Raw genomic sequence first — 26,987 nt, 5'->3', positions numbered from 1 at the left:
GGATGAAATCAGGAGGGGAACTGGCGGTCTTCCCCGTAGCCGTAATGCTCCACGACGTAATCCACATCCTTGTCTCCGCGGCCGGAGCAGTTGACCAGGATAGCGCCTCCTCTGTTTTCCCGGGCCCACTTCATGGCGTAGGCGATGGCGTGGGAGCTTTCCAGGGCGGGAATAATTCCTTCATAGCGGGAAAGCTTGAAGAAGGCGTCTACGGCTTCCTCATCCGTGGCGGTAACGTAATTCACGCGGCCGATGTCGTGCAGGTAGGCGTGTTCCGGACCCACGGAAGGATAATCCAGCCCGCTGGCCACGGAATGGACCGGTCCCGGATTGCCGTCCTCGTCCTGGAGCATGATGCTCTCGAACCCGTGCAGGACGCCCCTGCTCCCGTAGGAGATGGAGGCGGAATGATCCCCGAGCCTGGGCCCCTTGCCGAGCGGTTCCACGCCGTAAATATCCAGCGGGTCTCCCAGGAAGGCGGTGAACATGCCCATGGAATTGCTGCCGCCGCCCACGCAGGCGCACACCGCGTCCGGAAGAAGCCCCGTCATTTCCATGAACTGCTCCCTGGCTTCCACGCCGATGCACATCTGGAAATCGCGCACCATCTGCGGGAAGGGGTGGGGGCCTACCACGGAACCGATGCAGTAAATGGAATCCTGATAACTGTTCAGGTAGGAATCAAAGGCGGAATCCACGGCTTCCTTCAGGCTCTGGAGGCCGTGCGTGACGGGCACCACCTTGGCGCCCAGGATTTTCATGCGGGTGACGTTGGGGGCCTGCTTGGCAATGTCCACCGCTCCCATGTGAATCTCACACTCCAGGCCGAAGAAGGCGGCAGCCGTAGCCAGGGCCACGCCATGCTGCCCGGCGCCCGTTTCCGCAATGATGCGTTTCTTGCCCATGTATTTGGCGAGAAGGCCTTCACCCATGCAGTGGTTGAGCTTGTGGGCGCCCGTATGGTTCAGGTCTTCCCGTTTCAGGTAAATCTGGGAAGTGCCCAGGTGGCGGGAAAGGCGTTCGCAGTGGTAAACCGGGGTGGGGCGTCCCTGGAACTGCTTGCGGATGCGGCGCAGTTCATTGATGAACTGGGCGGAGTGGGCTATCGTCTGGTAGGCTTCCGTAATTTCTTCAAAGGCGGGAACAAGCTCGTCCGGCAGGTAAACGCCGCCGTATTCGCCAAAACGGCCCTGGGCGTCCGGAAAATTGCGTAAATAGGTATGGAGATCCATGGTCTGTTGCATTCGTGACTGCCAGTATTTAGCACGATGCCCCAGTTCAGGCAAAAACAATCTCCGCAGGAAGCCCTTTTAAAAAAGCGGGGAAGGGAAAAATCATCCGCAGGGGGAGCGGAACGGACCAGTCCGGAAGGCCGGAAATCGGGATGGGACCGGACAGGGATGCCGGGGATGGCCGGTTCATGGGGAATCTCCGTTTTGAGGCCGTGAAGAACGCGGCCTGCTCCTGCTGCAAGGGAAGGAAGCTCCTCCCTGTTCACCATGCTCCTGAATAAATAGTAAAAAAAGGGCAGGCGTTGCCGGAGATCCGGCTTCCGGACTTTTTTACCCGGAAAGGAACGGAGGGAAGAAGGCCGGAAATCAGGCCAGGCGGCGCTTCCTGATGGATTTTCCGGTATCGGCAAGCGTCTGCCGTGCGTCGGGGTCCGCTCCGGCCATCAGGGCGGCCAGGTCCCGGACGATATTCTGGCGCATGCGGTCCACCAGGTCGCGCCCTTCCTGGGTGATGGCGACCATGATTTTGCGGCGGTCCTTGGCCGCGCTCATGCGTTTCAGATAGCCCATCTCCTGAAGTTTGTCCACCATGCCGGTGGCCGCCGCCGTGGAATGCCCCATCTTCAGGGCAATGCTGGACATGCTCAGGAAGTCCTCGCTGGCCAGGTAGGTCAGCAGGAAAAACTGGGGATAGGAAACCTTGCCCTCATTCAATTCTGAAGAAAGATTCAGAATGCAGGAACGTTGCGTGAACAGGATGAAATCCGCCAGCTTGTTTGCTTCTTCGGAAATGGAGCTCATGGTCGTGGTGAATGTCTGGGGTAGGTTTGGTAACGGTGCCGTCCGGAGGCTTGGCGGCGGTTCAGCCAACCTACCGCCGCCGCCTTCCGCGAGCAAGTCAAAAATATAAATTTTTATTAAAATTTTACATTTGCAGATAATAAGCCTTTTGATGGTATTCCGGATACAATATGTTGAATGTTAATAGAATGATTGTATTTTGAGGATAGAATGTGAATAACATGTTAAAAATAGTCGTAAGCTGTTGATGAATGAAAGTTTTTTCCGGAACTGCCGGGAAACCGGCATAAATCTGGCATAAAAGGGCGCGTCAGCATGACAAGCCCGGACAGGAAAGAGGCCTCATGCAAGGGCTCTCCATGGGAAAGGGAGGCCTGTTTCAGAAAAGTTTTATACGGGTGCGCGCCAGGAAAAACAGGATGCTGCCGCCTTTGGAGGCAGGTCCCGTCATCAGTTCTGGACTGCCGGAGAAGAGAAAAAAGCCGGTTCTACCCCGGAAATTCTTATGGATGCCTGGCGGGCATCGGCAGGCATGGCTCATTGTTGAGTCCGGGCTGCTTTATTTGCTGGACAGGAATGAAGGCAGGGAAAACCCCTTTAAACGGGCCTGGAAGGGTGCAGAAAGGGAAAGACGGCGGGTTGCCTGCCATGCCGATGAACAAGCGTGTTCTAGATACGTCTGGCGGCGAATGCTTCCCCTGGAGGAACCAGTGCATCCCGTCCTCCGTGGCCATGTTTCTCCAATGGAACGTATTTTCCGTAAGTTCGGAAAAAATCCATTTCATCTTTTGCCCGGTAATTTCCGTCAGGACAATCCGGCTGCCTTCCTTTCTCGCTTCCAGCCGCGTGGCTTCTCCGGCCACACCGTAAAAAATGTCCCATGTCCGTTGCTGGGGATTGTAAATTCTGATCGTCGTGCCGTAGGCGGCGTCCGGCCAGGTTTTGATATTCCGGGCCTCCCGGGAAGGGCAGATGAACACATCCTGGACGGCCATGCCTTCCAGGACCCATGAAAAAATCCATTCCCCTTTCACGTGGCGTTCATGCTCCGTGCCGTGCCCGTCAACCCATTCAATATCCCAGGTTCCGACGAGGGGGCCGAACCAGTTGTCCTTCTCCGGAATGAGGCTGTTTTTCCCCGGGCTCACCAAGGCTGTTTCAAAATCATTCATCTTTAATAATTCCATTTAAAAAGTCGGTTACACGTCCAGGCGCATTGTCCGGGATGCTGTTGTAAAATGTTCACGCTCGTAAAATCTTCTGCCGCTGCCGTTATTCTCCCATACCATGAGTTCCAGGTATTCCTGGTTTCGTGATTTTGTCCAGCGTTTGACTTTATCCAAAAGCAGGCGTCCTGTTCCATTCCTCCTGCATCCCCGCATGACGAAAAAGTCTATGATGCAGGCATATTTATGAGGAACTACGGAAGGATAGGGAGGTGGCGCGTTTTCTTCAACATGCACGAATCCGATAACGGCATCGTCTCTTTCCGCGATCATGATATCGCCGCTGCCGCTTTCAATCACAGGATTCGGGCAATCTCCCGTTTCAGTTGCCGCAACGCAATTTTCCGGTAGCTGGGCAGCATTACAGGCAAAAAAATCATCGTATAGAGCGCTTGTTTTTTGGACATCCTCCCTTGCAGCCGACCTTATCTTGATGTTCATGCGCTCCTGATAGCCGAACTGTTCTGCCGGCCATTCTCCGGAAAAGTGTTTTCATGGGGAAAACGTGCCGGAGAATGGCCGGAAAAGTTCCTGAATAAGTTAATTGGCGGGGGGAGGGGTAAAGGTGCGGGCCGCCAGCTCCTTGTCCATGAGCAGCATTCCCTGGCCTTCTCCCTTGATCATGCGCAGTTTGCTGATGATGTCCTTGACGGTTTCTTCCTCTTCCACCTGTTCACTGACAAACCAGTGCAGGAAAATATCCGTAGCGAAGTCCTTTTCCTCCTTGGAGAGGCGGACCAGGTCATTGATGCGGCGCGTGACCTCCTGTTCGTGGGACAGCGTTTCTTCAAACATTTCCAGAATGTTGGACCAGCTCGCGGCCGGGGCATCGATGGACAACATGGTAAACTGGCCTCCGCGCGCCAGAAGGAAATCGTAAAATTTCAAGGCATGGGCGGTTTCTTCCTGGTACTGGACGCGCATCCAGTGGGCGAACCCCGTCAGGCCGGCGTCCTGCAGGTAGGCGGACATGGCCAGGTAAAGGTTGGCTGAATACATTTCCCATTTGATTTGCTCATTAAGAGCGGTTGCCATTGTTGTACTGATCATATGTAAAATCCTGTTGATTTCCTTTTCTTCTACAAAACAAAGTCCGCAGAATCAAGATAATCCTGCGGACTGTATGACGGGGGAATTCGGGAAAGGCGTCAGGCTTTTGCGGCAACCGTCTCTGGAACATTTTCCGCAGGAAGCTCTTCCTCCACGGGAGGGGCGGCTGCTTCCGCAGGCTCGGCTGCCGTGTCAGTTTCTTCAGCGGGTTCCTCCCGGGCTGCCGGGGCTTCGGAAGAAGGGGTGTCCTCCTTCTGCTCCTGGGGCGCGGCGGCTTCCGCCACCGGCATGTCCGGATCCTTCTCTTCCGGTTTCTGCTTCTCCTTGGGAGCCTTTTTGGGAGAGGGGGCCTGGGCCGGAACGGCCTTCGGACGGCTGACGGTGTTGTTGGAGAAAACCAGAATGTAGCCCTGTTCGGACAGCCAGAACAGGTCGCGGACCAGATTCTGCTGTTTTTCCGTAGCCTGGGCCACTTCCTCTTCCGTGGCCTTTTCCGGGTCCGGCACGGGGGCCAGCTCCCTGAGCATGGCGTCCACGCCCTTGCCCGGATTGTTGGCCGCCCAGGTGGCGATGGACATCAGGGAATCCGAAAGAACGGTGCCTTCTTCCATGGCCTTGGGGCGTGCCGGGCCGGTGTAATGGTTGCCCTTCCACTTGAAAATGGGCATGTGGTGGCGCGCCAGCCCGTGGCAGAGGTTCGGAATCAGCATGCTGGGATGGCGGCGCGTGGTGCCGGACAACTGGATCAGGTGCGCCCACAGGCCGGGGAAAGATGGTTTTTCTTCACGGCTCCGTTGACGAACACCTTGTCCGTGACGTCATAGCACTCTTCAAAGTGGTTGGACTCGAAATCCTGTTCCACGGCGGCGGGGGATTCCAGAAGAACCTCGGAGGCGCCTTCGCGGACGGGCTTCCAGGCGGTGCGCTTGGAAACGGCTTCCTGCCATGCCTGCACGGCTTCCTCGCTCTTGTCCGTCACGATCTTGGAACGGAATGCCTCAAAGGGCATGCTGGCAAACTTGGTGCGGTGCAGGTTCATCAGGGCGGACTGGTAGCCGTGCCAGTTGACGGGGCCCACCAGTTCATTGTTCAGGGAACACTTGGCAATCGCCTTGAAATCGCCCTTGGGCGCTTCCACTTCCTGTTCCACGGACTCGTAATACTTGGGCATCCAGGAAGACTGCCAGAGATGCTTGACGGCCTCCTGGCGGGAAATGAAGCAGGCTCCGTCGCCGTGCTTGCAGTGGTAAAGGTCCGGGCCGTTCTCCTGCTTCATGAACACCAGGTCATAACGGTCGTAGGAACCCATGACCACCTTGGCAAGGTCCAGCAGGGAAATAGTGCGGCGGTGCTTCTGCACCTCCTGGTGCAGGGCGGCCAGGCCGGAATCCACGGGGCGCAGCTCCACGCGCAGGCCTTCGGCCGGTTCCGCCATGGGCGGGCGGGGCGCCTGTTCGCGGCGGTCTCCGTCGCGGCGCGGGCGGAAGGAACCGCGGGTGCGGTCTTCCCGGTTGAATCTTCTTTCACCATTCTGACCGTCAAAACGGCGTTCCCCCGGGGCTGGCGTCCTTCGCGGCTGTCGCGCCGCGGACGGCGGTCGCCTCCCTGCCTGTCGCCGGACCTGCGTTCCGGATAGGACGCGGAACGTTCCTGACGGGCTCCCGGTCTCGCCCAGGCCGGACCGAATTGGAAGTCGGCCAAGCCGGAAAGGTCCGGAATTTGCTGCTTGGGGTCTGTGGAAGGAGTTTCTTCGGTCATCATGTACGGGTTGTTTCAATAGCAACTAAATGAGGTAGATGGCAATCATTTTACGTGCAAACAGGCCGAAAATTGTTCAAAATGTCATGAAATGCATCTGGAAACGCAAATATTTCCGGTGCATTCTTCCAATCCAACCTTTGTCAAATTCTCTATTATGGATAAAATACGTCAACGCCTTTCCGATCTTGGTTACGCCATTTACGATGCGCCCGCGCCCGTGGGTTCCTACGTGCAATGCGTGCGTACGGGCAACCTGCTTCACCTCTCCGGCGGCATCTCCGTGAACGGGGAGGACAAATACTTCGGCAAGGTAGGGCAGGACTTGACGGTGGAAGAAGGGCAGGCCGCCGCGCGAGCCGCCGTTCTGAACCGCCTGGCCGTCATCGTGCAGGCCGTGGGCTCCCTGGAAAAGGTTTCCCGCATTGTGGCCGTGAACGGATTTGTGAATGCCGGCCCGGATTTCTACGACCATCCCAAGGTGCTGAACGGCGCGTCCGACCTGCTGGTGGAAGCCTTTGGCGAAATCGGCCGCCACAGCCGCACGGCCGTGGGCGTGTCCGCCCTGCCGCTCAACGTGGCGGTGGAAATAAGCATGGTTGTGGAAGTCTGCGGCTAGGGATTTAAAAACCGGAAGGGGATTCGTGCTTGAATCCCCGCGGCATTCCTGTAGAGTGCCGTCCGGTCAATGCCCTCGTGGCGGAATGGTAGACGCTGCAGACTTAAAATCTGTTGTCCGCAAGGACGTACCGGTTCGAGTCCGGTCGGGGTACTTCGCTGAATAACAATAAATTATGTAGATAAAAGGCTCGCTTCTGGCGGGCCTTTTCCGTCTTCAAGCATACGGAAATTACCGCTTTTACTTGTATCTCCGGTCAACAATAGTTACCTGAAGAATGTGTTGAAAGGAGCCTCCCCAGTACTGCCGGGTGGGGTATTCTCCCTGTTTTGCGATGAAATCATCTGGTTTTCCGTAAAAGGCCCCGGGGCATTTATGTTCAAGCGTCCCTTGCAGGATTGTGTAGTGACGCTGTCCGGGGTCCCGGACAGCCGGGCACATGGAATTTTGGGTAGGAGCCATTTTTTGTTAGAGGTCCGGTGTTGGCCCATTCCTTCTCTTATTGACCAAAAGGTTTTTCCATTTTATATTGGAACCCATTCCGGGGGTCTCCCTGCCGGGTTTCCGGTACCCATCCCCACACCCTATGATGACCATGAATTTGAACAAACTCTCCGTTTGGGCGGTGGGCGCCTGCCTGTGTGCGGCTTCCATTTCTCACGCCGCTGCCGCTGGAATTGACTCTTACGATGCCGCTTTAAAGAAGGTAAAGGAAGTGAAGGCGGCCCTCGACCCCTTAAAGTCAAAAAACAGGCTGAAGAACTGGGTGAATCTCGGGTTGCAGCTGGAAGGCTTGAAAAAGGGAAGCGACGTGAATGGCAGGGACGCGATGACCTGGTCTCCACTCGCCTGGGCGGCGTATGTGGGAGATAAGGAGATTTTTGATTACCTGCTGTCCAAAGGCGCCAACCCCAAGGCTGTGGACCAGTACGGCATTTCCATTTTCATGAGAGCCGTGGAAGGGGGCAATATGGACATTGTCAAGTATTTGATGGAAGAATGCAAATATGACGCCAATGAAAAGGACCGGGAATTCGGCACGACCGCCCTGATGAGAGCCGCAACGTGCAGGCGCAATGACATTCTTGCCTACTTGATTGACAGGAAAGCCAGCGTGAAAGCCAGGGACAAGGGAGGCCGGAATGTGCTGGCGTATGCCGCTGATGGCCGGAATATGGATGGAATGGAAATGCTGGTGGCTAAAGGAGCGGATTTGAATGGCACGGACAAGGAAGGCCACTCCATTTTGATGAAGGCTTCCGAGCGGGGATGCCTGGATATGGTCAAGTACCTCGTCAAAAAGGGAGCCAAGGTAAAGGGAAAGACCAGGCATGGAAAAACCGCGCTGATCTATGCCGCGGAGGGCGGTTATCTGGACGTGGCGGGATTTCTGGTGGATCACGGAGCGGACATTAAGGCAAAAAATAAATGGGGTGATACGGTGCTGGATATCAAAACGGTGGATCCTGCGGTTAAGAACTATTTACATTCAAAGCTTAAAGTGAAATAGAGCGTCTATGCTGGCAGGAGCCGTTTATTGGATGGGAAAGCATTTGGACCGTGGCTGGAACAGGAAGGGCAGGATAGCCGTTTTCATTTTGAAAGCGGCGGGAGGCGCCTTTCTGGCGCTGGCCTTGTTGTCGGCGGGAGCGGAGTGGTACATAGCTTCCGCTTCCGGAGGCAGGGTTTTTGAGCATTCCGCGGATGTTCCCGTTCGCGCGCCTGCCCTGGTGCTGGGGTGCTCCCCTGCGTTCATGGGAGGCCCCAACGGGTATTTCTATAATAGAATGGATACGGCGGCGGAACTTTGGAGGGCCGGGAAGGCGACGGTTTTTGTCGTTTCCGGGGACAATAGCTCCCACGCCTACAATGAACCGGAATGGATGAAGCAGGCCCTGGTGGAGCGCGGCGTTCCGGAGGACCGGATTGTGTGTGACTTTGCGGGGCTGCGGACGCTGGATTCCGTCGTGAGGATGAAGGAGGTCTTTGGCGTTTCAACCATGATTGTCGTTTCCCAGGAATTTCACAATGAACGCGCCCTGGCCATCGCTGCACATGAGGAAATGGACGCGTGGGCCGTCAGCGCCCCGGATGTTCCCAACCGCAGTTCACGCATTAAAAGCTGGTTCAGGGAGCGCGCGGCGCGCGTATGGATGATGCTGGACTTGTGGCTGTGGGGGCGTGAACCCCGGTTCCTGGGGGAACCCGTGGCAGTGCCGGAAGTAAAAGGGGAAAAATGATCAACGCCTCATGCGGCCTGGAGCGTCATGAGGCGTCTTTTTTCATGCGGAAGGGCAAACCTGGGGAGTGCCCGTACCTTGGTCCATTAAGACTGGATGAATCAATCGTGCCGGTTACGCGGGGAAATCTGCCATGGGGATGGGGAATGGTCCAGAAGGCCTGAGTGAACAATCCGCCACGGAAGGCGGCCGGATGGAAAATAAGGTTCGCCGGGATAGCTCCTTGTGGTAACGTGGACGCATGGATGACGCTGGTGAAACGGTCCGTAATGCGCTGCCTCCGCAATGGCTGGAATGGGCGGTGGAACTTCAGTTTATGGCCCAGGCGGGGATAACGTATGCGAAAGACCCCTATGATCTGGAGCGTTTCCAGCGGTTGAGGGAAATCGCCGCGGAAATCATGAGCGCCAAATCCGGGCTGGATATGGGTACGGTCCGGGGGCTGTTTTGCAGTGAGACCGGATTTCAAACGCCGAAAATGGATACCCGCGCGGCTATTTTCCGGGAAGGTAAAATATTGCTGGTGAAAGAAAAAGGTTCCGGCTTGTGGTCCATGCCGGGCGGCTGGGTGGATGTGAACCAGTCCGTGCGGGATAACACGATCAAGGAAGTGCGGGAAGAAGCCGGACTGGAAGTGGAAGCGGTACGGCTGATAGCCCTGCATGACCGCAACAGGCACAACCCTCCCCCCTATGCGTACGGGGTTTGCAAGGTCTTTGTATTATGTGAAGAAAAGGGCGGCTCCTTCCAGCCCAATCTGGAAACGTCTGAAAGCCGCTGGTTCGGACGGGATGAACTGCCTCCCATGGCTTTGGAAAAGAACACGCCGGAACAGGCGCTGCTGTGCTTTGATGCGGCGGACGATCCCTGCTGGAATCCCGTGTTTGATTAAAAAAGGGAACATATACGGCAAAATCATTGACTCTTTCCGGGAAAGTGCTATGCCAGTCCCAGCGGCTTGCGAAAAGCGGGCTGTTTTATTCCGGCTGTAACGTTCCCTTCTTCTAGCGGTCAGGAAGGCCGTCTCTCCAACGGCAAAGGCTCGGTTCAACTCCGGCAGGGAATGCCATCCGCCCTATGGCATCATAGGAACCGGTTTTTTGTCTTGATGCCTGTTGCCGGCAATTCATTGTCCGTGAAGATGTGCGCTTTTTGGCGCATGCCCCAGGCGCATTTCTTCGGAATGCCTCCTTTTCCGAAAGAATTTTCCAGCCCTCGGAAATTCAGGTTTCTTTTTCCTTAATTTTCCTGTTTTTTCATTGCGGTCCTCTTCAATTGCGGCATTTTGAACCCGGAATATTCTGGTTGTTCCTGTGAGCGTGGAAAGCGGTTTCATTTTTCAGGAATGGCGGCGTTTTTCGCTTTTCCATTTTGTTGTTGTTGCATTCATGAAAAGTGCGGATTTCAAATCCGTCGTCAATGACGAATTAATATTTTTTCATGCGGATCAGATACTTGTGGTTGAATATATAAATGGCAGCGCTTCCGCAAGGCGGCGTGAAAGGAAATTTTAGAATCATGCAAGTTATTTATCATCATTGATGATGAGCGTTTTTCTCCGGAAAGTCAGATGCCGGATTTGAAATCCGGTAGTTTGCGCGCGGAGCCATGTATAAGTTTTTTGGAAAACGCGTATTGGATATTGCCATATCCTTATGGACATTGATAATCGTATCGCCTCTTCTGGCCGTTATATCCATAATACTCCTGGTTCATACGCGGAAGTCTCCGTTTTTTTTCCAGACGCGTGTGGGGTACCGCGGGAAATTGTTCAGGGTTTTTAAATTCAAGACCCTGACGGATGCCCGTGATTCGGAGGGGCTCCTGCTTCCGGATGACTTGAGGTCTTTTCCGCTGGGAACTTTTTTACGCCGCTATTCCCTGGATGAACTGCCCCAGCTGGTCAACATTATCAAGGGAGACATGTCCATTGTAGGCCCCCGGCCATGGATTCCGGATCAGCTGGATGTTTTTCCCGGCCGCTGCCGCATGGCGCGCTGTTCCGTCCGGCCCGGATTGACCGGCATGGCCCAGGTATACGGAAGGAACGGAATCCCGTTCTACAGGCGGTTGTGCTACGACATCGTTTACGCCCGGAATGTGTCCCTGTTCATGGACGCCAGGATCGTTTTCCAAACCGTTGTCCGGTTGCTGGCCCATAAGGACGTCCGGCAGTGCGAGGACGCTTTCAGGAATATCTCGGGCAGCATGCTCATCAGGAACGATCTTTCCGTGCCTATGCCTTTTCCGTCCAAGCAGGAAGAATCCTGATTATTTATCCATTTAAAACCATAACCTTATACCTTAATGATGATAAACCGCCCCTCTCTTTTTTCTCCCGGAATTTTCCGGCTGGCCTCCCTGGCTGTCTGCTCCCTGCTGCTGGCCTCCTGCGTCAATCCGAAAGAGGTTCTCTATATCCAGGACATTACGGGTGAGACCCGGCAGGATATAGTCACCAAATACCAGACGACTATTCAAAAAGACGATCAGCTTTATATTTCCGTCAGCAGCAAGCAGCCGGAACTGACTACCCCCTTCATCATGGCGGAAATGGGCAATTCCATCTCCAACAACACCGGCAATTCGCGGCCCAAAGGGTACCTGGTGGACGACGAGGGATATATTGTCCTGCCGGTCATCGGGAAGATGAAGGCCGCCCGGAAGACGTGTTCCCAGCTTGCCCACGACATTTCCGCAAAGCTCCGCAACAGTGATTACATCAAGGATGCTTCCGTCAATGTCCAGATCATGAACTTCAAATTTTCCGTTCTGGGAGAGGTGAATAATCCCGGCTCCTACCAGGTGGACGGTCAGCGCGTCACCATTTTTGACGCCATCAGCCGGGCGGGAGATTTGAATATCGACGGCAACCGGGACATCGTGCTGATCCGGGAAATGGAGCGTGACCGGAAGATCGTCAAGCTGGACCTGCGCAGCAAGTCCATTTTCTCCTCTCCTTATTACTATATCCGGCAGAATGATATTATTTATGTCACTCCGTCAGACCGCAAGATCAACATGAGGAGCGAAAGCGCCCAGTATTACGCCTGGGGCCTTTCGGGCCTGTCCCTGCTTATCGCCGTCATCGCCATCAGCCTGTAAGACGCTTCATCCTGTTTTCCTTCCATGCCCGTTTCAGTGATACAGCCTGAGGACAACGATATTTTTTCCTTCCGGTTCATTTTTTCCACGGCCAGGAGGTATTGGCCCTGGATTCTGGCGTGCGCCCTGCTGGGCGCGGGGCTGGCTTATTTCATCTGCGCCCGGCAGGGGTATCTGTACCAGAAGACCGCCCGCATCATGCTGAGGGATGACAAGCAGAAGAATGCCCAGGTCTCGGAAATCATTCTTTCCGATCTGGGGTTCAAGCCGGGGAGGCCAACCTGGCGAACGAGAGCTATGTGGTCAAGTCCTCGGAGGTGATGAGCCGTGTGGTGAAGGGGCTGGGGCTCGACGTCTCCTACTGGGAAAAGCGGAATATCCGGGAAGTGGATCTTTACCATACGACTCCCCTGAAGGCGGAGTTCAGTGAAGAGGTGGCGTTTCAGCCTTGTTCCCTGGCGGTTACTCCGCTGAATGGCCGGGAATTTTCCCTGTCTTACCGGGCGAAGGAGAGCGGGGAAAACGTTCTGCACGGAAAGTTCGGCGTTCCGCTGAAGCTTCCCTTCGCCACGGTGAATGTATGCCCTACTTCTTATTTTTCTTCAGGCAGCATGGGAAGGACCATTTTCGTGGAGCGCGTTTCCGTGAAGGAGGCCACCGACGGAATGCTGGGCCGGCTGAGCGTAACGCGGCCCGATTCCAAGGAAAGCAGCCTGCTGGAGCTGACGTTGAGGCTTTCCCATCCGCAAAAGGCGGAAGACGCCCTGAATTATCTTATTGAGGTTTACAATGACCATTCCAGGCGGGAGAAGCAAATGGCCGCCTCGCGGGCGGAGGAGTTCATCGTCAAGCGCATTGGAAAGCTTGGCGGCCAGCTCGGCGGCGTGGACAAGCAGGTGATTGACTACAAGCGCAACAGCCGGATCGTCAAGGATATGGATACGACGCTGGATGCCACGTTCAACAGGGTGCAGGAAATAGGGACGGAACTTTTCTCCACCAGGACGGAGTTGATCCAGGTGAAGGTGCTCGCCAGGCTGCTGGCGGACCGGAGCCGCCAGCAGGACATGATCCCCGCCAATATAGGCATTCAGGATGCGGGAATTGCCAAGCAGATCGAACTTTTCAATGACAATTTCCTCCAGCATAAAAAGTTGTTCGCCAGCGCGGGAAGGCAGAATCCCATGGTTTCCTCGCTGGCGGAGAACATGAAGGAGATGCGCGAATCCATTGGCCGTTCCATCGCCAATTACTGCAACGCGCTGGAAGTGAGGATGGGTGAACTGGAAAAGGAGCGGAATGAACTCAACCGGCTTTTGTCGGACATGGCCTCCAAGGATGAAGGCCTGGTCCCTCTTCTCCGGGAGCAGAAGGTCATGGAGGAACTTTACCTGATGCTGCTGAAAAAGAGGGAGGAAAACGCCCTGGCTCTGGCCACGACGGAACCAAGCGCCCGCATTCTGGAACCTGCGTTCGGCTCCAATGCTCCCGTAGCGCCCAAACTGTCCCTGATGACGATGGGCGGCATGGCCGGAGGCGCCTTTGCAAGCCTTTTGGTCCTGCTGGCCGGGAACGCCCTGAATACGAAGGTGCGGGATAAGAAGGACCTTGCCGGAGTGACGGACCTGCCGCTGGCAGGGGAACTGCCCCTGCTTTCCGGAAAGGAGCGGAAAAAGCTGCCCCTGGTCGTCACGAATGGCCGTTCCTTCATGGAAGAATGCTTTCACATCCTCCGCAACAATGCGGAACTTATGCTGCTGCCCAATCCGGAGGAAGCGCCCCGCGTCCTGTTCCTGACGTCCACGAGGGCGGGGGAAGGGAAGACGTTTACGGCCCTGAACCTGGCCGCCGCGTATGCCCAGACCGGGAAAAAAGTCCTTCTCATTGATGGAGACCTCCGCAAGGCCAGTCTTTCCGCCTTTTACGGAGGGAAGAATACCAGGGGCCTTGTGCACCTGCTGATGAATCCGCAGGCCTCTCCGGATTCCGTCCTGCAATCCGGCAAAAGGTTCCCGGGATTTGACCTGGTGACGGCAGGTCCCGTTCCCCCAATCCCGTCGCGCTGCTGACCCGGGGCCGTTTGGAAGAACTGCTCCGGTACTGGCGCGCCCGGTATGACCGCATCATTCTGGACGGCTGCCCGTATGAGGCCGTGGCGGATGCCTCCCTCATGGCGCGCCATGCGGACCTGGTCCTTTATGTCATCAGATGCGGCATGATTGAGAAGCAGTACGTCCCCGCCATCCAGGGGCTGGCGGACAAGGGCGAATTCCGTTCCGGAGCTATTATCCTCAATGCGGAGAATTTCAAAAACTCCCGTTTTCATTACTACAACGAATATTCCGAAACTGACGGATAGCGTCGTTGAACTGTCCTCTGCGTTGATCACTCCCTTTTCTTCAGCATTAGCCCCATAGCCTTTTTCCCGGTATTTTCTTCTTCCACCGTTTCATGAACACCGTCTCCAGAGTGATAAGGAACACAGGATTCCTGTATATGAAAATGGGCGTCACCATGTTCGTTTCCCTGTACGCGACGCGCCTGGTCCTGAATGCCCTGGGAGTGGACGACTTCGGCATTTTCAACATGGTGGCGGGCGTGATTGCCATGCTGGCTTTTCTCAACGCCAGCATGGCGGCGGCTACCCAGCGCTTCATGAGCTACGCGGAGGGGGAAGGGGACCCGGAGAAGCAGAAAATCGTGTTTAATATCAGCGTGGTGCTCCATCTTGCCATTGCCGTGATGGTCGGAATCCTGCTGTACGCTGCGGCCCCCATCCTGTTCGGGCATGTTCTCAATATTCCGGAGGACCGGGTTTTTGCCGCCAGGTGCGTTTACTGGGCCATGATCGCCAGCACCGTGTTCGGCATTCTGGGCGTTCCCTGTGAAGCCATGCTGAACGCCCATGAAAATATGCTGTATTTCGCCGTCATAGGCGTTCTGGAATCTTTCCTGAAGCTGGGGGCGGCCCTGCTTGTCGTTCATGTGCTGGCGGACAAGCTGGTTCTGTACGGGGTGTTGATGGCCGGGATTTCCATCCTTGCCATGACGGCTATGCTTGTTTATTGCCGCAGGAACTATGCGGAGTGCGTGATTGCGCCGCGGCGTTACTGGAAACGCGGCGTTTTCCGGGAAATGGGCAGCTTTGCGGGTGGAATTTCACGGTTTCCGCCAGCAGCATGCTGTCGGAATACGGCGTCGGCATCGTCCTGAACCACTTTTTCGGCGTTGCCCTCAATGCGGCGCAGGCCGTCGCCCAGCAGATCAACGGGCAAACCATGGCTTTTTCCGGGACCATGCTGAAGGCCCTGAATCCGGTCATTTCAAAAAGCGAGGGGGCGGGCAACCGCGGCCTCATGCTGCGGGCCTCCCTGTCCGGCTGCAAATTCGCCTACCTGCTCATGGCGGTTTTCGCCATTCCCCTGATTCTGGAGGCTCCGGGACTCCTGGGCCTCTGGCTTCATTCCGTCCCCGCCTGGGCGGTCCTGTTCTGCAGGCTCCAGCTTGCCAGAACCTTGCTGGAACAGCTTTTCCTCAGCCTGGGGTCCGCCATTTACGCGGAGGGGAACATCCGCCTGTACACGCTGGTGAAAACGGGTTCCGGGATTCTTTTCCTGGGCGCTACCTGGGGATTCTATCGCATGGGATCGCCTCCCTGCATGATGTATGTGGCCGCCATTCTCTTCGTCACCGTGCCGGGGGGGCTGCTGGCCCTTTCCATCTGCGTACGGCGCCTTGGCCTCAGCCTGCGGGATTTTTCTTTCCAGGTGCTGGCGCCGTGCCTTGTCCCCAGCGCGGCTACGTTTGCCGCGGGCATCCTCCTGTCCCGGATTGATGCGTCGCTTTCTCCCGTTCCGGTATTGTTCCGCACCTGCTCGCTCCTGGTCGTCTTCCTCCTTTTCCTCTGGTTTTTTTCTCTGGACGGCAGGGAGCGCGGCACCCTTGTTTTTTTCCTGAAAAGCGCCTGGAGGAAAATTCAGTTTTCCAAATAATTCCATGAAATCCTATTCCATTCTCGTCAATACCTGTGATTCCTTTGAAGACTGCTGGGAGCCTTTTTTCAGGCTTTGGTCCCTCTATTGGCCCGATTGCCCCGCCCGCGTCTACCTGAATACGGAGTACAAGACCTATTCCGGTCCGGAAAAAAACGTCGTTTCCCTGAGGAGCTGCGCAGGCCGCACCATTCCGGGGCGCGGGAGGGCCACGTGGAGCGAATGCCTGAAATGGGCCCTGGAGGCCATGGAAACGGATACGGTGCTTTACATGCAGGAGGATTACTTCCTGACGGCGCCGGTGGACGGCGGGGCGGTGGAAAGGTATGCGGAGCAGATGCGCGCCCATCCGGAAATTCCCTGCATCCAGTTGACGCCGGAGGGAATTCCGGCCCGCGAGCCTTCGCGGTATGAAGGCCTTTTCACCAGTGACCCGGATTATCCCTGGTACGCGTGCTGCCAGGGCTCCCTGTGGCGCAGGGAGGCGCTGCTTTCCCTGTTGAGGAAGGAAGAATCCGCCTGGAAGTTCGAATGCTTCGGCAGCCGGAGGGCGAAGTATTCCCGCATGGAGTTTTTGACGGTGGACCCCTCCCTGTTTTCCCGGGAGGGGTACCAGATCATTCCCTACATTTTCACGGGCATCATCCACGGCAAATGGTACGGGCCGGTGGCGGAGCTGTTTGAACGGCACGGCATCTCCATGGATTTTTCCAGGAGGGGTTTTTTTGATCCGGAGGAAAAGCCCCCTTGCTCCGCGAGAATCAGGAATGCCGCCAGGAACTGGAAGACGTGGCGCAGCCGGCTGGAGCTCCGGTCCATGAAGCGCCGCTTCCTTCGGGAGGAGAATGCCTGCGGAGGTAATTAAACTTGTCCATGCCATGATTTCACTGACGCACCAGGGTTTGCATTTGCTGCGCCGCATGTTTGACCGCTGTTCCGGCAGGGAGAAACTGAACCCCCCTTCCTGTGAACTGGACGCGGACGCGGCTTCCGCGATGATTGAGGACCTTCTCCGCTCCGGCCGTCCCGCCATGGTGGGGCGGTTTGGCTGCACGGAAATGTCCTGCCTGCATAATTATCTGGAAATTGGGAAGGCGGGCAGGAATCCGCTGGACTACATCACAGGCCGGAGGGACCAGTGGTGGTGGAATAAAAGCATCATGAGGCAGATGAGGGAGTGGTCCGGCTTTTTCCCGGCCGCGCCGGAGTATCTGGCCCGTTTCTGCGAGCTGATGCTCTGCGACATGAAGGAACTGGATATCCTGGGAAGCTGGCTTCCATATGAACGGGAGGTGATGCCCATGATCCGGGACGTTCCCCGCGTGCGCCTGCTGAATCTGGAGCCTTACTGGTCTTCCCGGCCATGGAGCAGGGCCCTGGAGGGAAGGAAGGTGCTGGTGGTCCATCCTTTCGCGGAAAGCATCACGCTCCAATATGAACGGAACAGGGAAAGGATTTTTGAAAACCCGGAGGTCCTTCCTTCCTTTTCCCTGGAGACGCTGGCCGCCGTCCAGAGCCTGGGCGCGGGGCCGGACCGTTTTGCCGACTGGTTTGAAGCCCTGGCGTGGATGGAGGGGGAGATGGACCGCCGGGATTACGATGTCTGCCTCATCGGATGCGGGGCTTACGGCTTTCATCTGGCGGCCCATGCCAAGAGGAGGGGCAGGCAGGCCGTGCATCTCGGCGGGGCTCTTCAACTGCTGTTCGGCCTGCGGGGCAGGCGCTGGGAAGACCCGGCCTACGGGGCGGATCCCGGCGCTCCCAAATATGATTATTCCCGGCTTTTCAATGACGCGTGGGCTAGGCCGGGGAGAGAGGAGACGGTAGGCCACGCCAGCCGTGTGGAGGGGGGGTGCTACTGGTGAAGAACATGAACCCTCCGGAAAAAAGGATGAACGTGCTCTGGCTGTCCAATATCCTGTTTCCCGAACCGTGCCGGATGCTTGGGCTTCCGGAACCGGTTCTGGGAGGCTGGATGTACGCGGGAGCGCAGGAGCTGATGAAAGCCGCCCCGGATTTAAAGCTGGCCGCCGTCATGTTTTATCCGGGGCGCACCCTGCGCCGCCTGGACGGGGAGGCCATGACCTATTACCTGGTTCCCGCCCCTGCGGACATGGGGGGTACAGGAAGGAACTGGAACCCTGTTTCCGGGAAATCAGGGACATGTTCGGCCCGGACGTGGTCCATATCCACGGTTCCGAATATCCGCACTCCCTGGCCTGGGTGCAGGCTTGCGGGGCGGAACGCACGGCCGTTTCCATCCAGGGGCTGTCTTCCGTCTGCGCCGGGTTCTATCTGGGCGGCATTCCTATCCGGGAACTCGTGAAATCCGTTACCTTCCGCGATCTGCTGCGCCGCGACACGCTTTTTGCCCAGCAGCGGAAAATCAAGGCGCGCGGAAAATACGAACGGGAGCTGTTCGGCAGGGTGCGCCATGTGATCGGGCGTACCGCCTGGGACCGTTCCCACGCATGGGCCATGAACCCCGCGGCACGGTACCATGTTCTCCAGCCCACGCTCAGGGAACCCTTTTACCGTCATGAATGGGATGCCGGAACATGCGAAAAGCATACGGTTTTTCTCAGCCAGTCCCACTACCCCCTGAAAGGGCTGCACAAAGTGGTGGAGGCTCTTCCCCTGGTCCTGCGGCATTATCCTGACGCCAGGGTGAAGGTGGCCGGACCGGACATCCTGTCAGTCCCTGCGTGGCGCAGGAACGGCTACGCCCGTTATTTGGGAAACCTGATGGAACGGCTGGGAGTCCGGGACCGTTTTCGTTGGCTGGGACGCCTGGACGCGGAACAGATGGGCAGCCAATTCCGGAAGGCGCATGTCTTCGTTTGCCCCTCCATGATTGAAAATGAGTCCAATTCACTGGGGGAAGCCCAGATGGTGGGCACTCCCTGCATCGCGTCCTATGCCGGGGGGATGATGGATTCCGTGTCCGACGGGGAAACGGGTTTCCTGTACCGGTTTGAAGAGACGGAAATGCTGGCCATGCTGGTGTGCCGCCTGTTCGGGGACATGGATTTGTGCAGGCGTCTTTCCTTCCGCGGAAGGCAGGCCTCTCTGGAGCGCCATGACCGTTCCGCGAATGCGGAACAACTGAAGCGCATCTACGGCAGCATCGCCGGAGAGGCCGGGAACGGGACGGAGGAACATGAAGGAAAGGGAAGGGAGGGGGCCGCATGCAGCAATTGATTTATCTTGCCAGGAAAGCCGTGCTCCGCTGCTGGGCCGTCTGCCTGCATCCCCTCCACAATTGGTATGCCAGGTGGCTCCTGTATGCCGGCAACGCGGTTTACGGCCCCGGCCTCTGTTCGTTCGGCATTCCGGACGTCAGGATATCCAGGGGAAGCCGCCGCCGATCCGTGCCGTGCCGCATAGGAAGGGAATTTACCATGCGGAACGGCTCCCACGGCGTCTCCCGTTCCTCCCAGCGCTGCCTGATTTCCGTGGACCGGGACGGCGTGCTGCGCATCGGCAACCGGGTGGGCATCAGCAATACCGTGATTATCTGCACGCAGTCGGTGACGATCGGAGACGATGTAAAGGCCGGATTCGGAGTCCACATCATGGATACGGATTTCCACGCGTTGGACCCGGAAGCCAGGCGGGGAGCGGAGGACAGGCTTCTGCGCCGGTCCGCTCCCGTCAGGATTGGGAACAACGTCTTCCTGGGTGCCGGAACCTTCATTTTGAAAGGCGTTTCCATCGGGGACAACGCCGTCGTGGGAGCACGTTCCGTGGTAACGCGTTCCATCCCTTCCAATGAGGTGTGGGCGGGAAATCCGGCGCGCCGCATCCGCCGGGCGGAGGAGGGGAAAGCTTCCCAGGTGATGGAAAGGAGCGCGCATGCGTAATACGGCCCTTTCATGTCAGGCGAATGGAAGGCCGCCCCTTGATGGGAAATCCCGCCTTCCTTCAAGCATCCGGGTCGTGCTCCCCTTCATCATCCTGGTGAAGGCCATGATCATGCTGGCCATGTACTCGTCCGCCGCCGTCCTTCACCCGGTTTGTACGGAACAGGCCATTTCCCTTTCCTCCGCCCTCCTGCTGTCGGTGTCCTTCGTCATCATGCGGAAGTATTTCCGGAGGGAGGACGCCCCCGTTTATCCCCTCTTTTCCATTTATTTCCTGTGGGTATTCATTTGCTGCCTGCGGGGCGTCTTCGCCGTGGACGGCTACTGGTCCGCGCGGGCCCTGGTGACGAATGCCCCCACGCTTTTCATCCCCGTGCTGGTTTACGTGTTCAGCCTGCCGGAGGTGACGCGGCAGGTCCTGTCCGTCTGGTTCAAGGTGTTCATCCCCGTTTTTTTCCTGTTCATGTTCACCCTCAATCCGGACTTTTACGCCTCCCTGCTGAATCCCCTGCTGATGCTGGTGCCGTGGCTGCCCCTGCTGCCCCGGAAATGGAAGCTGGTGGTGCTGGTCATGGCATGCCTGATGGTGTGCGTCAGCATGGGAGCCAGGAGCCAGATTTTAAAGGCGCTGGTGGCTCTGTCCCTGCTGGCCGTCTATTGCGGCAGGGATTTGCTCAAGGACTGCTTTTACAGGATGATGCGGCACGCCCTGTTTTAATTCCCTCCCTCTTTCTCGCCCTCGGGCTGGGCGGCGTCTTCAATGTCCTGGATGTCGGCTCCTACGCCGGAGCGCCGGGAAATTCCGTGGAGGACGACCTGCTGGCGGATTCCCGCAGCATCGTCTTTGAAGAGGTGGCTTCTTCCTCCCTGAAGGACGGCTGCATTTTGCTGGGGCGCACCCCGGCGCAGGGGTATGAAACCAGTTTCCAGATGTCCAGTGATGAGCGCCAGTCCTACCATGACCAGAAGCGCCGCGCCTGGTGCGAACCCGTCCTCCTCAATATTTTCGCCTGGACGGGGGTGGTTGGGCTCTTCCTTTACACGGGATTTTACTGGCAGGCCTCCTATCTGGCCATTTACCGCTCCAACAACCGCTGGATGAAATTGCTGGGAGTGTTCGTGGCCTTCCGCTGGCTCTGGGGATGGCTGGAGGATACCAACTTCAATCTGGATATCATGAACATCTCCCTGTGGATGATGATCGCCATGTGCTATTCCAGCCGCTTCCGGGCCATGACGGACGGCGAGCTTCACGAATGGGTGGAAAGCATCTTCCGCCGCCGTTCCTCCAACCCTCTCCCCTCCATACGCATTCCATGAAAACTGATGATACCTCCGGAAAAAAACTTGCGGTCCTGATGACGTGCCACAACCGCAGGGAAAAAACGTTCCGCTCCCTTGCCGCCCTGTTCTCCGCACTGCCGGAAGCGGAGCTGGACGCCTCCGTGCATTTGGTGGATGACGGTTCCTCCGACGGCACCGGAGACGCCGTGCGGCAGGCTTACCCCTCCGTTTCCGTCATCACGGGGGACGGAACTCTGTTCTGGAACCGGGGAATGAGGACGGCATGGGAGGACGCCCTGAAGAAGGATGCGGATTTCTACCTGTGGCTGAATGATGATACCGTGCTTCATCCGTTTGCCGTAAGCCATCTATTGGAAGCCTCCCTCCGGATGGAACACGCCGCCGTCATCTGCGGCTCCACCTGCCATCCCGGCACGGATGAGTGGACTTATGGAGGCACGGCGGGCGGGAAGCCCGTTATTCCGGATGGAACCCTGAGGGAGTGCGAATTATGCCACGGGAACATTCTGTGGGTGCCGCGGCGGGTGGTGGAGCGCATAGGCATTCTGGACGGGTTCTACCTGCACGCGCTGGGGGATTACGACTATTCCCGTACGGCGCGCGAACGCGGAATAAAGCTGCGGGTGGCCCCCGCCTGCCTGGGAACCTGCGAACGGCATGACAAGGCCGTAGCCTGGACGGACCGGAAGGTGCCCCTGGCAGGCAGGCTCCGCAATTTGTATTCCCCGCTGGGGAATGCCCAGCCCAGGTATTACTTCCACTACGTCCGCAGGCACGACGGCCTGCTGGCCGCGTGCAAGGCCATGATCTGCATGCATGTACGAGTTTTTCTCCCCTTCTTATGGACAGCAACGAAATAGACTGGGTGTTCCAGACGGATGACGAAGAGGTGCTGGAGACGTACAGGACCCGTGACAATTACCTCATGGAGCGCACTCCGGAGGGGGATGATTCGCGGTGCGCCGTTTATTTCAGCAGCAACGACCTGTACTTTCCCAACAACCGCGCCCGGTTCCATGAACGGGTCACCCTGCGGAATACGTTTGAATGGTTCGGAACCAGGGTTCCGGGCTGCGGAAGGCACATCTTCATCCGGGACGTTTTCAAGCAATGGTACCTGGGCGGCATCAACAGCCGCCTGAATTCTCCGGAAAAGGTGCTGAAGTGGCTTGAAAACGAGACGAAAGGCTGCCGGGTAACGATGGTGGGCAGTTCCTCGGGAGGCTATGCCGCCGTTCTCTTCGGCTCCCTGCTGCATGCGGAACGCGTTTTCTCCTTCAACGGCTATTTTGACCTTGCGCCGGAAACGGAAATGGAAGACGCCGCCAGAATCAATCCCCTGCTGGTACGGTACGGGAACGACCCGGAACGGGCGCCTTTTTACCGCCTGGCCCCTTTTCTGCATGCGGAGACCCCCGTTTATTATTTCCACTCCCTGTTTTCTCCCATTGACCGCAGGCAAAGGGAGCTTCTGGGCGGCTGCCGGGGAGTGCACGTCATCCCCTTTCATTCCCGCCGCCACGGAATCCCCTTCCTCAAATGCTGTTTAAGCCGCCTTTTTCGGAGTACCGATGAGGAGCTGCTGGAGCTGTGCGGCTCAATTCAACGGCCCTTGCGGTTTTCCCTGCGGTATGCGGGCGTCCGGAAGACGGTTTCCGGCTTCTTCAGGCAAGCGTGGCAATATTACAGGAAAAGGCACTGAATCATGAACGGCAACAAACGGAAACTGATGGTCTTTCATCAATACCTGGCGCCTTACCGCATTGATTTTTTCAATGCGCTGGCCCGGATTGGAGAGATGGAGGTGTTTTTCGAATATGAAAATTCTCCGGACCACCACTACAACAGGCCGGAAATGGAAGCCCGCTGCGCGTTCCGCCCCCAATACCTGAACCATGTCCGCGTGGCCGGGCGGCGCGTTCCCTCCGGCCTTGCGCGCATTCTGCGGCAGGGACAGCCCGATCTGGTGATCGTTCCGGAGTTTTCCATTCTGGCTCTGGAGGTATGCCTGCTGCGCGCGGTCTGCCGCTGGAAATTCAAAATCGTCAGCATTTGCGATGACAGCATGGACATGATCCGCGGAAATGAATTGTCCCGCATGCATGCGCTGGCGCGGAAGGCGGCGATGCCGGTGATGGACGATGTGATTCTCCCGGACAGGGAGGCATGCCGCTGGTACCGGGAACATTATGGAAAGGGCGTCTTTTTTCCGATTGTCAGGGATGAACGGGCATTCCGGGAACAATGCCGGGAAGCGCTTTCCATGAGCCATTCCATGCAGCGGGAATACGGCCTGCACGGAAAACGGGTGGTCCTGTATGTGGGGCGCCTGGCCCCGGAGAAGAATCTGGAATGCCTGGTCAGGGCGGCCGCGGCCCTTCCGGAGGACGCCGTTCTGGTAATAGCGGGGTCGGGAAGCCTGGGACCGGAATTGCAGGATTTGGCCGTCCGGCTGAAAGTCAGCGCCATTTTTACCGGCTGGCTGGAAGGCGAGCGCCTGGCGGCCTGGTACAATCTGGCCGACGTTTTTGTCCTGCCCAGCCTGGTGGAACCGTTTGGGGCGGTTGTCAATGATGCGCTGGCCGCCGGGTGCTTCTGCCTGGTTTCCGGGCGCTGCGGCTCCGCCTGCCTGATCCGCCGGGGCTGGAACGGGGAATTGTTCGATCCGGAAGATGAAAAGGGGCTGGCCTCTCTTCTCCGGAAAACCTGCCTGGACCGCGGCGGCAGTCCGTCCCCTCCGCGCCTGAAAGAATGCCTGATGCCTGCGGGATTCCGGGAATACGTCAACCATCTCATGGAACATATTGTATGATGAATGCTTCCGCCAATGCCGCCCCGGGCAGGTCCCGGCCCATCCTGTTTCTGCGTTCCCTGGCTAACGGAGTGCGCAGTTTCATACGGTTCCGCCTGCTTCAACGCTGGGTCACCGTGGAGGGAATGACCAGGATAGGAAGGCATGTGCATCTGAATTCCCCTCACAAACGGATCATTTTCGGGAACAGGGTGCAATTGGGGCCACACTGCCATGTCTCCTGCGATATACGCTTTGGAAACAGCGTGTTGTGCGCCGCCCGCGTTTCATTCATCGGAAAAAGGGACCATTCCTTTAACAGGCCCGGTTGCGCCATCTGGGATTCTCCCGGAATTGGGAGGACGGCATGACGGTCATCGGCAGCGACGTGTGGATTGGGCACGGCGCCGTCATCCTGGGAGGCGTTTGCGTAGGGGACGGGGCCATTGTAGCGGCAGGCGCCGTCGTGACCGGAGACGTGCCGCCCATGACCGTGGTGGGCGGCAATCCTGCCCGGGTCATCCGCCGCCGCTTTGCCGCCCCGGAAGAGGAGGAAAGGCACCGGAACTACCTTAATTCCATCAAATAGACAAGCCATGATGCAAATCCTGATTAACGCTTATGCCGTCAACCCGGACTGGGGCAGCGAACCCGGCATGGGGTGGAACTGGGTCATCCACCTGGCCATGCACTGCAAGGTGCATGTGATTACGGAGGGGGAATGGAGGGAAAACATAGAACGGGAGCTCGCCCGCCTTCCCCAGGCCGGCAACATCGTGTTCCATTATCTTCCCGTACCGGAAAAAATTCGCCGGATGTGCTGGGACCAGGGGGACTGGCGTTTTTACCGCCATTACAAAAAATGGCAGGAACGGGCGCTTGCGCTGGCGCGGCGCATCATGGCGGAAAACCGCATAGACGTCATTCACCAGTTGAACATGATAGGCTTCCGGGAGCCGGGGATGCTGTGGAAAATCGGGGGAATTCCCTACATATGGGGACCGGTGGGGGGAATGGAAAATACGCCGGTGGCCTACTTGCGGGAAAGCGGCTGGGGGCAGGTGGGGAAGACGGCATTGAAAAACGTGATCAATACCGTGCAGGCCAGGTTCCAGCCCAGGGTGCGGAAAGCCATGAAGCGCGCTGACGCCGTGCTGGCTTCCGTTCAGGGAGTGCGGGAGAAAATGGAACGGTACCATCGCCGGGAAGCGCTGCTGATGAGCGAAACCGGCTGCGCCGCGCCGAAGGAGAAAGTGCGGAGGGCAACGGACGGCGGACAATTCAGGCTGCTGTGGGCAGGCCGCATGATACCCAGCAAGCAGTTGGCCCTGGCATTACAAACCCTCACCCATCTCCGGGATTTGCCGGAGCTGAAGCTGCATATCTGCGGGGGAGGGGAGAGGGGGCGGGGCTACCGGAACCTTGCGGAACGGCTGGGCGTGGCGGGGCAATGCGTGTGGCACGGCACAGTCTCCAATGAAAAGGTTCAATCACTCATGCGGGAAAGCGACCTCTTTTTCTTTACCAGCATCATGGAAGCAACCTCAACCGTGCTTGTGGAAGCCCTGATGAACCGCCTGCCCGTGCTCTGCTTTGATACCTGCGGCATGGGAACCATCGTGGATGAAACCGTGGGATGCAAGATACCCCTGACCCGTCCCGGACGGTCCGCCCGGGACTTTGCGGAACGCATCCGTTTCTTTTTCCATCACAGGGAGGTCCTGCGGGATATGGATGAAGCGTTTTACGCCAGGCAGAGGGAACTGGACTGGAACCGCAAGGCGGAAAGGATGGCCGGCATTTACCGCGAAGTTTTGAAGGCCCGTCAACATTGACCATGAGTGAAAACCGTATGGAGACCTATTTCAACATCAGATACGAATTTGACCGTGAACGCGTTTTCCGGCGCATGGACGAAGTGCTCCGTTCCGGGGGCGCCGGATACATCTGCGTGGCGGACGGCCATGTACTTTCCGAGGTACAGCGCAACCGGGAATACAGGAATGTGCTGAATGGAGCGCTCCTGACCATTTGCGACAGCGGCTGGGTGCCCGTCTACCTGAAATGGCTGCTGCATGCGGACAGGCCCCAATACTGCGGCGCCCAGATTTTCAGCGACGCCATCGGCATGAAAAAATACAGAATGATGTTCCTGGGAGGAAACCGCGAGACGCTGGATGCCCTTCGCCGGACCCTGGAACGGGAAGATCCCCGCGTGAAGCACATGCCTTTTGAGGAATTGCCGTTCTGCCCTGTGGATGAATTTGACTACGCGGCTATTGCCGGGAGAATCAATGAATACCTGCCGGACATCGTCTGGGTTTCCCTGGGCGCTCCCAAGCAGGAAATATTCATGAACAGGCTGTGCCCCCATCTTCAACGGGGGGTTATGGTGGCCGTGGGCGCCGTCTTTAACTTCGCCTCCGGGCGGCATATCAGAAGGGCCCCTGCCTGGATGGTGGACTGCAGGCTGGAATTTCTCTACCGCATTTTTAATGAACCCCGCAAGCAAATGAAACGCTGCTGGAAAATAATCTCTGTCCTGCCCTGGATTTTTATCCGTGAAAAACAACGGCAAAAGGCGGCCAGGCCGGCTGCCGCCTCCGGAAGGGAAAGAAAAGCGCCCCCTCTTCCCTGTACGCTGGTTTCATGTTTCGGCCGGCTTCCCGGCAACATGGATGACCTGCTGGCTGACTGGGGCAGGGAAGAAGGCAGGAAATTCATCATTGTCAGCGACGATGCGAGGTTCTGGAACCTGCCCTTCAACGCCAGCCTGGTGCCGATGGCTTTTTGCGAACTCCAGTCCCTGGTAAGGAAAAAACTGGGAAGACGGCATCAAATTAACGTTCCGGAGGACCTCCCGCTGCTTCTGCCGCAATATCCGGTTCTCTTTGAGGACTATGTGGAAGGGAACCGGGAATTGGAAACAATAGCTCTGGAATGGGAGGCCGGTTCCTCCCATGCACCGGTTCCCGCCGCTCCGGTTTAATGCTTACCCCTCTCCA

General features: G+C 57.3%; 30 protein-coding genes, 1 tRNA gene and 1 pseudogene. 24 read left to right on the top strand and 8 right to left on the bottom strand.

Annotated elements, in window-relative coordinates; all coding sequences use genetic code 11:
• Window positions 1-8: 8 nt before the first annotated feature.
• From trpB to PVA48_RS00250, 7 genes are all read right to left on the bottom strand, one after another.
• The gene (gene trpB / locus PVA48_RS00280) at window positions 9-1,232 is read right to left on the bottom strand and encodes a tryptophan synthase subunit beta (RefSeq protein WP_102728438.1); all 1,224 of its coding nucleotides are present in this window, start codon (window positions 1,230-1,232) and stop codon (window positions 9-11) included.
• Between the two features lie 366 nt (window positions 1,233-1,598).
• Window positions 1,599-2,033 (bottom strand): MarR family winged helix-turn-helix transcriptional regulator, encoded by a 435-nt coding sequence (locus PVA48_RS00275; RefSeq protein WP_102721794.1) that lies wholly within the window; start codon window positions 2,031-2,033, stop codon window positions 1,599-1,601.
• A gap of 503 nt (window positions 2,034-2,536) precedes the next feature.
• Entirely contained in the window at window positions 2,537-3,205 is a 669-nt protein-coding gene (locus PVA48_RS00270; RefSeq protein ID WP_423232049.1) for a hypothetical protein, read from the bottom strand.
• 27 nt (window positions 3,206-3,232) lie between these two features.
• A complete protein-coding gene (locus PVA48_RS00265) occupies window positions 3,233-3,700 on the bottom strand; it encodes a GNAT family N-acetyltransferase (protein WP_102728333.1) in 468 nt (155 codons plus the stop codon).
• A gap of 99 nt (window positions 3,701-3,799) precedes the next feature.
• On the bottom strand, window positions 3,800-4,309 hold the full coding sequence (locus PVA48_RS00260) for a ferritin (protein ID WP_180970932.1): 510 nt from the start codon (window positions 4,307-4,309) through the stop codon (window positions 3,800-3,802).
• Between the two features lie 98 nt (window positions 4,310-4,407).
• Window positions 4,408-5,049, bottom strand: a complete 642-nt coding sequence (locus PVA48_RS00255; RefSeq protein ID WP_423232048.1) for a hypothetical protein — start codon at window positions 5,047-5,049, stop codon at window positions 4,408-4,410.
• Window positions 5,050-5,054: 5 nt separating this feature from the next.
• A complete protein-coding gene (locus tag PVA48_RS00250; protein WP_423232047.1) occupies window positions 5,055-5,744 on the bottom strand; it encodes a hypothetical protein in 690 nt (229 codons plus the stop codon).
• Between the two features lie 480 nt (window positions 5,745-6,224).
• Here PVA48_RS00250 and PVA48_RS00245 point away from each other — a divergent pair, with 480 nt between their 5' ends.
• The 5 genes from PVA48_RS00245 to PVA48_RS00225 all read left to right on the top strand — a co-directional run bounded on the left by PVA48_RS00245 (window position 6,225) and on the right by PVA48_RS00225 (window position 9,818).
• Window positions 6,225-6,686 (top strand): RidA family protein, encoded by a 462-nt coding sequence (locus tag PVA48_RS00245; RefSeq protein ID WP_102721838.1) that lies wholly within the window; start codon window positions 6,225-6,227, stop codon window positions 6,684-6,686.
• A gap of 70 nt (window positions 6,687-6,756) precedes the next feature.
• Window positions 6,757-6,840, top strand: a tRNA-Leu gene (locus tag PVA48_RS00240).
• 432 nt (window positions 6,841-7,272) lie between these two features.
• Window positions 7,273-8,196, top strand: coding sequence for an ankyrin repeat domain-containing protein (locus PVA48_RS00235; RefSeq protein ID WP_102728335.1), 924 nt, complete (start codon window positions 7,273-7,275; stop codon window positions 8,194-8,196).
• 31 nt (window positions 8,197-8,227) lie between these two features.
• Window positions 8,228-8,926 (top strand): SanA/YdcF family protein, encoded by a 699-nt coding sequence (locus tag PVA48_RS00230; RefSeq protein WP_180975173.1) that lies wholly within the window; start codon window positions 8,228-8,230, stop codon window positions 8,924-8,926.
• 241 nt (window positions 8,927-9,167) lie between these two features.
• On the top strand, window positions 9,168-9,818 hold the full coding sequence (locus tag PVA48_RS00225; RefSeq protein WP_102728337.1) for an NUDIX hydrolase N-terminal domain-containing protein: 651 nt from the start codon (window positions 9,168-9,170) through the stop codon (window positions 9,816-9,818).
• A 234-nt stretch (window positions 9,819-10,052) separates the two neighbouring features.
• Here the strand turns inward: PVA48_RS00225 and PVA48_RS00220 are convergent, their stop codons facing one another.
• Window positions 10,053-10,262: a hypothetical protein gene (locus tag PVA48_RS00220; protein WP_146021116.1), complete on the bottom strand. Its 210-nt coding sequence runs from the start codon at window positions 10,260-10,262 to the stop codon at window positions 10,053-10,055.
• Between the two features lie 272 nt (window positions 10,263-10,534).
• Here PVA48_RS00220 and PVA48_RS00215 point away from each other — a divergent pair, with 272 nt between their 5' ends.
• The 19 genes and pseudogenes from PVA48_RS00215 to PVA48_RS00125 all read left to right on the top strand — a co-directional run bounded on the left by PVA48_RS00215 (window position 10,535) and on the right by PVA48_RS00125 (window position 26,971).
• Entirely contained in the window at window positions 10,535-11,197 is a 663-nt protein-coding gene (locus tag PVA48_RS00215; protein ID WP_102728339.1) for a sugar transferase, read from the top strand.
• Between the two features lie 36 nt (window positions 11,198-11,233).
• Window positions 11,234-12,031 carry a polysaccharide biosynthesis/export family protein gene (locus PVA48_RS00210; protein WP_102727461.1) on the top strand — a complete coding sequence of 266 codons (798 nt, stop codon included), beginning with the start codon at window positions 11,234-11,236 and terminating at the stop codon, window positions 12,029-12,031.
• A gap of 36 nt (window positions 12,032-12,067) precedes the next feature.
• Window positions 12,068-12,352 carry a hypothetical protein gene (locus PVA48_RS00205; protein WP_309557047.1) on the top strand — a complete coding sequence of 95 codons (285 nt, stop codon included), beginning with the start codon at window positions 12,068-12,070 and terminating at the stop codon, window positions 12,350-12,352.
• A complete protein-coding gene (locus PVA48_RS00200; RefSeq protein ID WP_309557048.1) occupies window positions 12,331-14,100 on the top strand; it encodes a GumC family protein in 1,770 nt (589 codons plus the stop codon). Before PVA48_RS00205 ends, PVA48_RS00200 begins: the two co-directional genes overlap by 22 nt.
• Window positions 14,101-14,111: 11 nt before the next feature.
• On the top strand, window positions 14,112-14,390 hold the full coding sequence (locus PVA48_RS00195; RefSeq protein ID WP_309557049.1) for a hypothetical protein: 279 nt from the start codon (window positions 14,112-14,114) through the stop codon (window positions 14,388-14,390).
• A gap of 137 nt (window positions 14,391-14,527) precedes the next feature.
• Complete coding sequence (locus PVA48_RS00190; protein ID WP_423232046.1) at window positions 14,528-15,244, top strand: MATE family efflux transporter; 717 nt, start codon at window positions 14,528-14,530, stop codon at window positions 15,242-15,244.
• Complete coding sequence (locus PVA48_RS00185; protein WP_423232045.1) at window positions 15,211-16,023, top strand: hypothetical protein; 813 nt, start codon at window positions 15,211-15,213, stop codon at window positions 16,021-16,023. The genes PVA48_RS00190 and PVA48_RS00185 overlap by 34 nt, the downstream gene beginning before the upstream one ends.
• Window positions 16,024-16,027: 4 nt before the next feature.
• Window positions 16,028-16,888 (top strand): hypothetical protein, encoded by an 861-nt coding sequence (locus tag PVA48_RS00180; protein WP_102728342.1) that lies wholly within the window; start codon window positions 16,028-16,030, stop codon window positions 16,886-16,888.
• 13 nt (window positions 16,889-16,901) lie between these two features.
• Window positions 16,902-17,888, top strand: a complete 987-nt coding sequence (locus PVA48_RS00175; protein ID WP_102728343.1) for a hypothetical protein — start codon at window positions 16,902-16,904, stop codon at window positions 17,886-17,888.
• Between the two features lie 298 nt (window positions 17,889-18,186).
• Window positions 18,187-19,224: a glycosyltransferase family 4 protein gene (locus PVA48_RS00170; protein ID WP_423232044.1), complete on the top strand. Its 1,038-nt coding sequence runs from the start codon at window positions 18,187-18,189 to the stop codon at window positions 19,222-19,224.
• On the top strand, window positions 19,212-19,886 hold the full coding sequence (locus PVA48_RS00165; protein WP_423232043.1) for an acyltransferase: 675 nt from the start codon (window positions 19,212-19,214) through the stop codon (window positions 19,884-19,886). The genes PVA48_RS00170 and PVA48_RS00165 overlap by 13 nt, the downstream gene beginning before the upstream one ends.
• Window positions 19,887-19,962: 76 nt before the next feature.
• On the top strand, window positions 19,963-20,604 hold the full coding sequence (locus tag PVA48_RS00160; protein WP_423232042.1) for a hypothetical protein: 642 nt from the start codon (window positions 19,963-19,965) through the stop codon (window positions 20,602-20,604).
• Window positions 20,605-20,690: 86 nt separating this feature from the next.
• Window positions 20,691-21,206 (top strand): hypothetical protein, encoded by a 516-nt coding sequence (locus PVA48_RS00155; RefSeq protein WP_423232041.1) that lies wholly within the window; start codon window positions 20,691-20,693, stop codon window positions 21,204-21,206.
• Window positions 21,203-22,051: a glycosyltransferase family 2 protein gene (locus PVA48_RS00150; RefSeq protein WP_180975176.1), complete on the top strand. Its 849-nt coding sequence runs from the start codon at window positions 21,203-21,205 to the stop codon at window positions 22,049-22,051. The genes PVA48_RS00155 and PVA48_RS00150 overlap by 4 nt, the downstream gene beginning before the upstream one ends.
• Window positions 22,033-22,893 carry a hypothetical protein gene (locus tag PVA48_RS00145; protein WP_102728347.1) on the top strand — a complete coding sequence of 287 codons (861 nt, stop codon included), beginning with the start codon at window positions 22,033-22,035 and terminating at the stop codon, window positions 22,891-22,893. Before PVA48_RS00150 ends, PVA48_RS00145 begins: the two co-directional genes overlap by 19 nt.
• A gap of 3 nt (window positions 22,894-22,896) precedes the next feature.
• Window positions 22,897-24,003, top strand: coding sequence for a glycosyltransferase family 4 protein (locus PVA48_RS00140; protein ID WP_102728348.1), 1,107 nt, complete (start codon window positions 22,897-22,899; stop codon window positions 24,001-24,003).
• Between the two features lie 343 nt (window positions 24,004-24,346).
• Window positions 24,347-24,517: pseudogene (locus PVA48_RS00135) on the top strand (DapH/DapD/GlmU-related protein); the annotation flags it as partial.
• 61 nt (window positions 24,518-24,578) lie between these two features.
• Window positions 24,579-25,817 carry a glycosyltransferase family 4 protein gene (locus PVA48_RS00130; RefSeq protein ID WP_102728349.1) on the top strand — a complete coding sequence of 413 codons (1,239 nt, stop codon included), beginning with the start codon at window positions 24,579-24,581 and terminating at the stop codon, window positions 25,815-25,817.
• A gap of 2 nt (window positions 25,818-25,819) precedes the next feature.
• Window positions 25,820-26,971 carry a WecB/TagA/CpsF family glycosyltransferase gene (locus tag PVA48_RS00125; RefSeq protein ID WP_215443074.1) on the top strand — a complete coding sequence of 384 codons (1,152 nt, stop codon included), beginning with the start codon at window positions 25,820-25,822 and terminating at the stop codon, window positions 26,969-26,971.
• The last annotated feature ends 16 nt before the right edge of the window (window positions 26,972-26,987 follow it).

Origin of the sequence: Akkermansia sp. JRP_AM1, assembly GCF_049262625.1 — a bacterium.
In the GTDB taxonomy this organism is placed as follows: domain Bacteria; phylum Verrucomicrobiota; class Verrucomicrobiia; order Verrucomicrobiales; family Akkermansiaceae; genus Akkermansia; species Akkermansia massiliensis.
The sequence above is the reverse complement of the archived record's forward strand: the minus strand, read 5'-3'. Positions and strand labels throughout refer to the sequence as shown.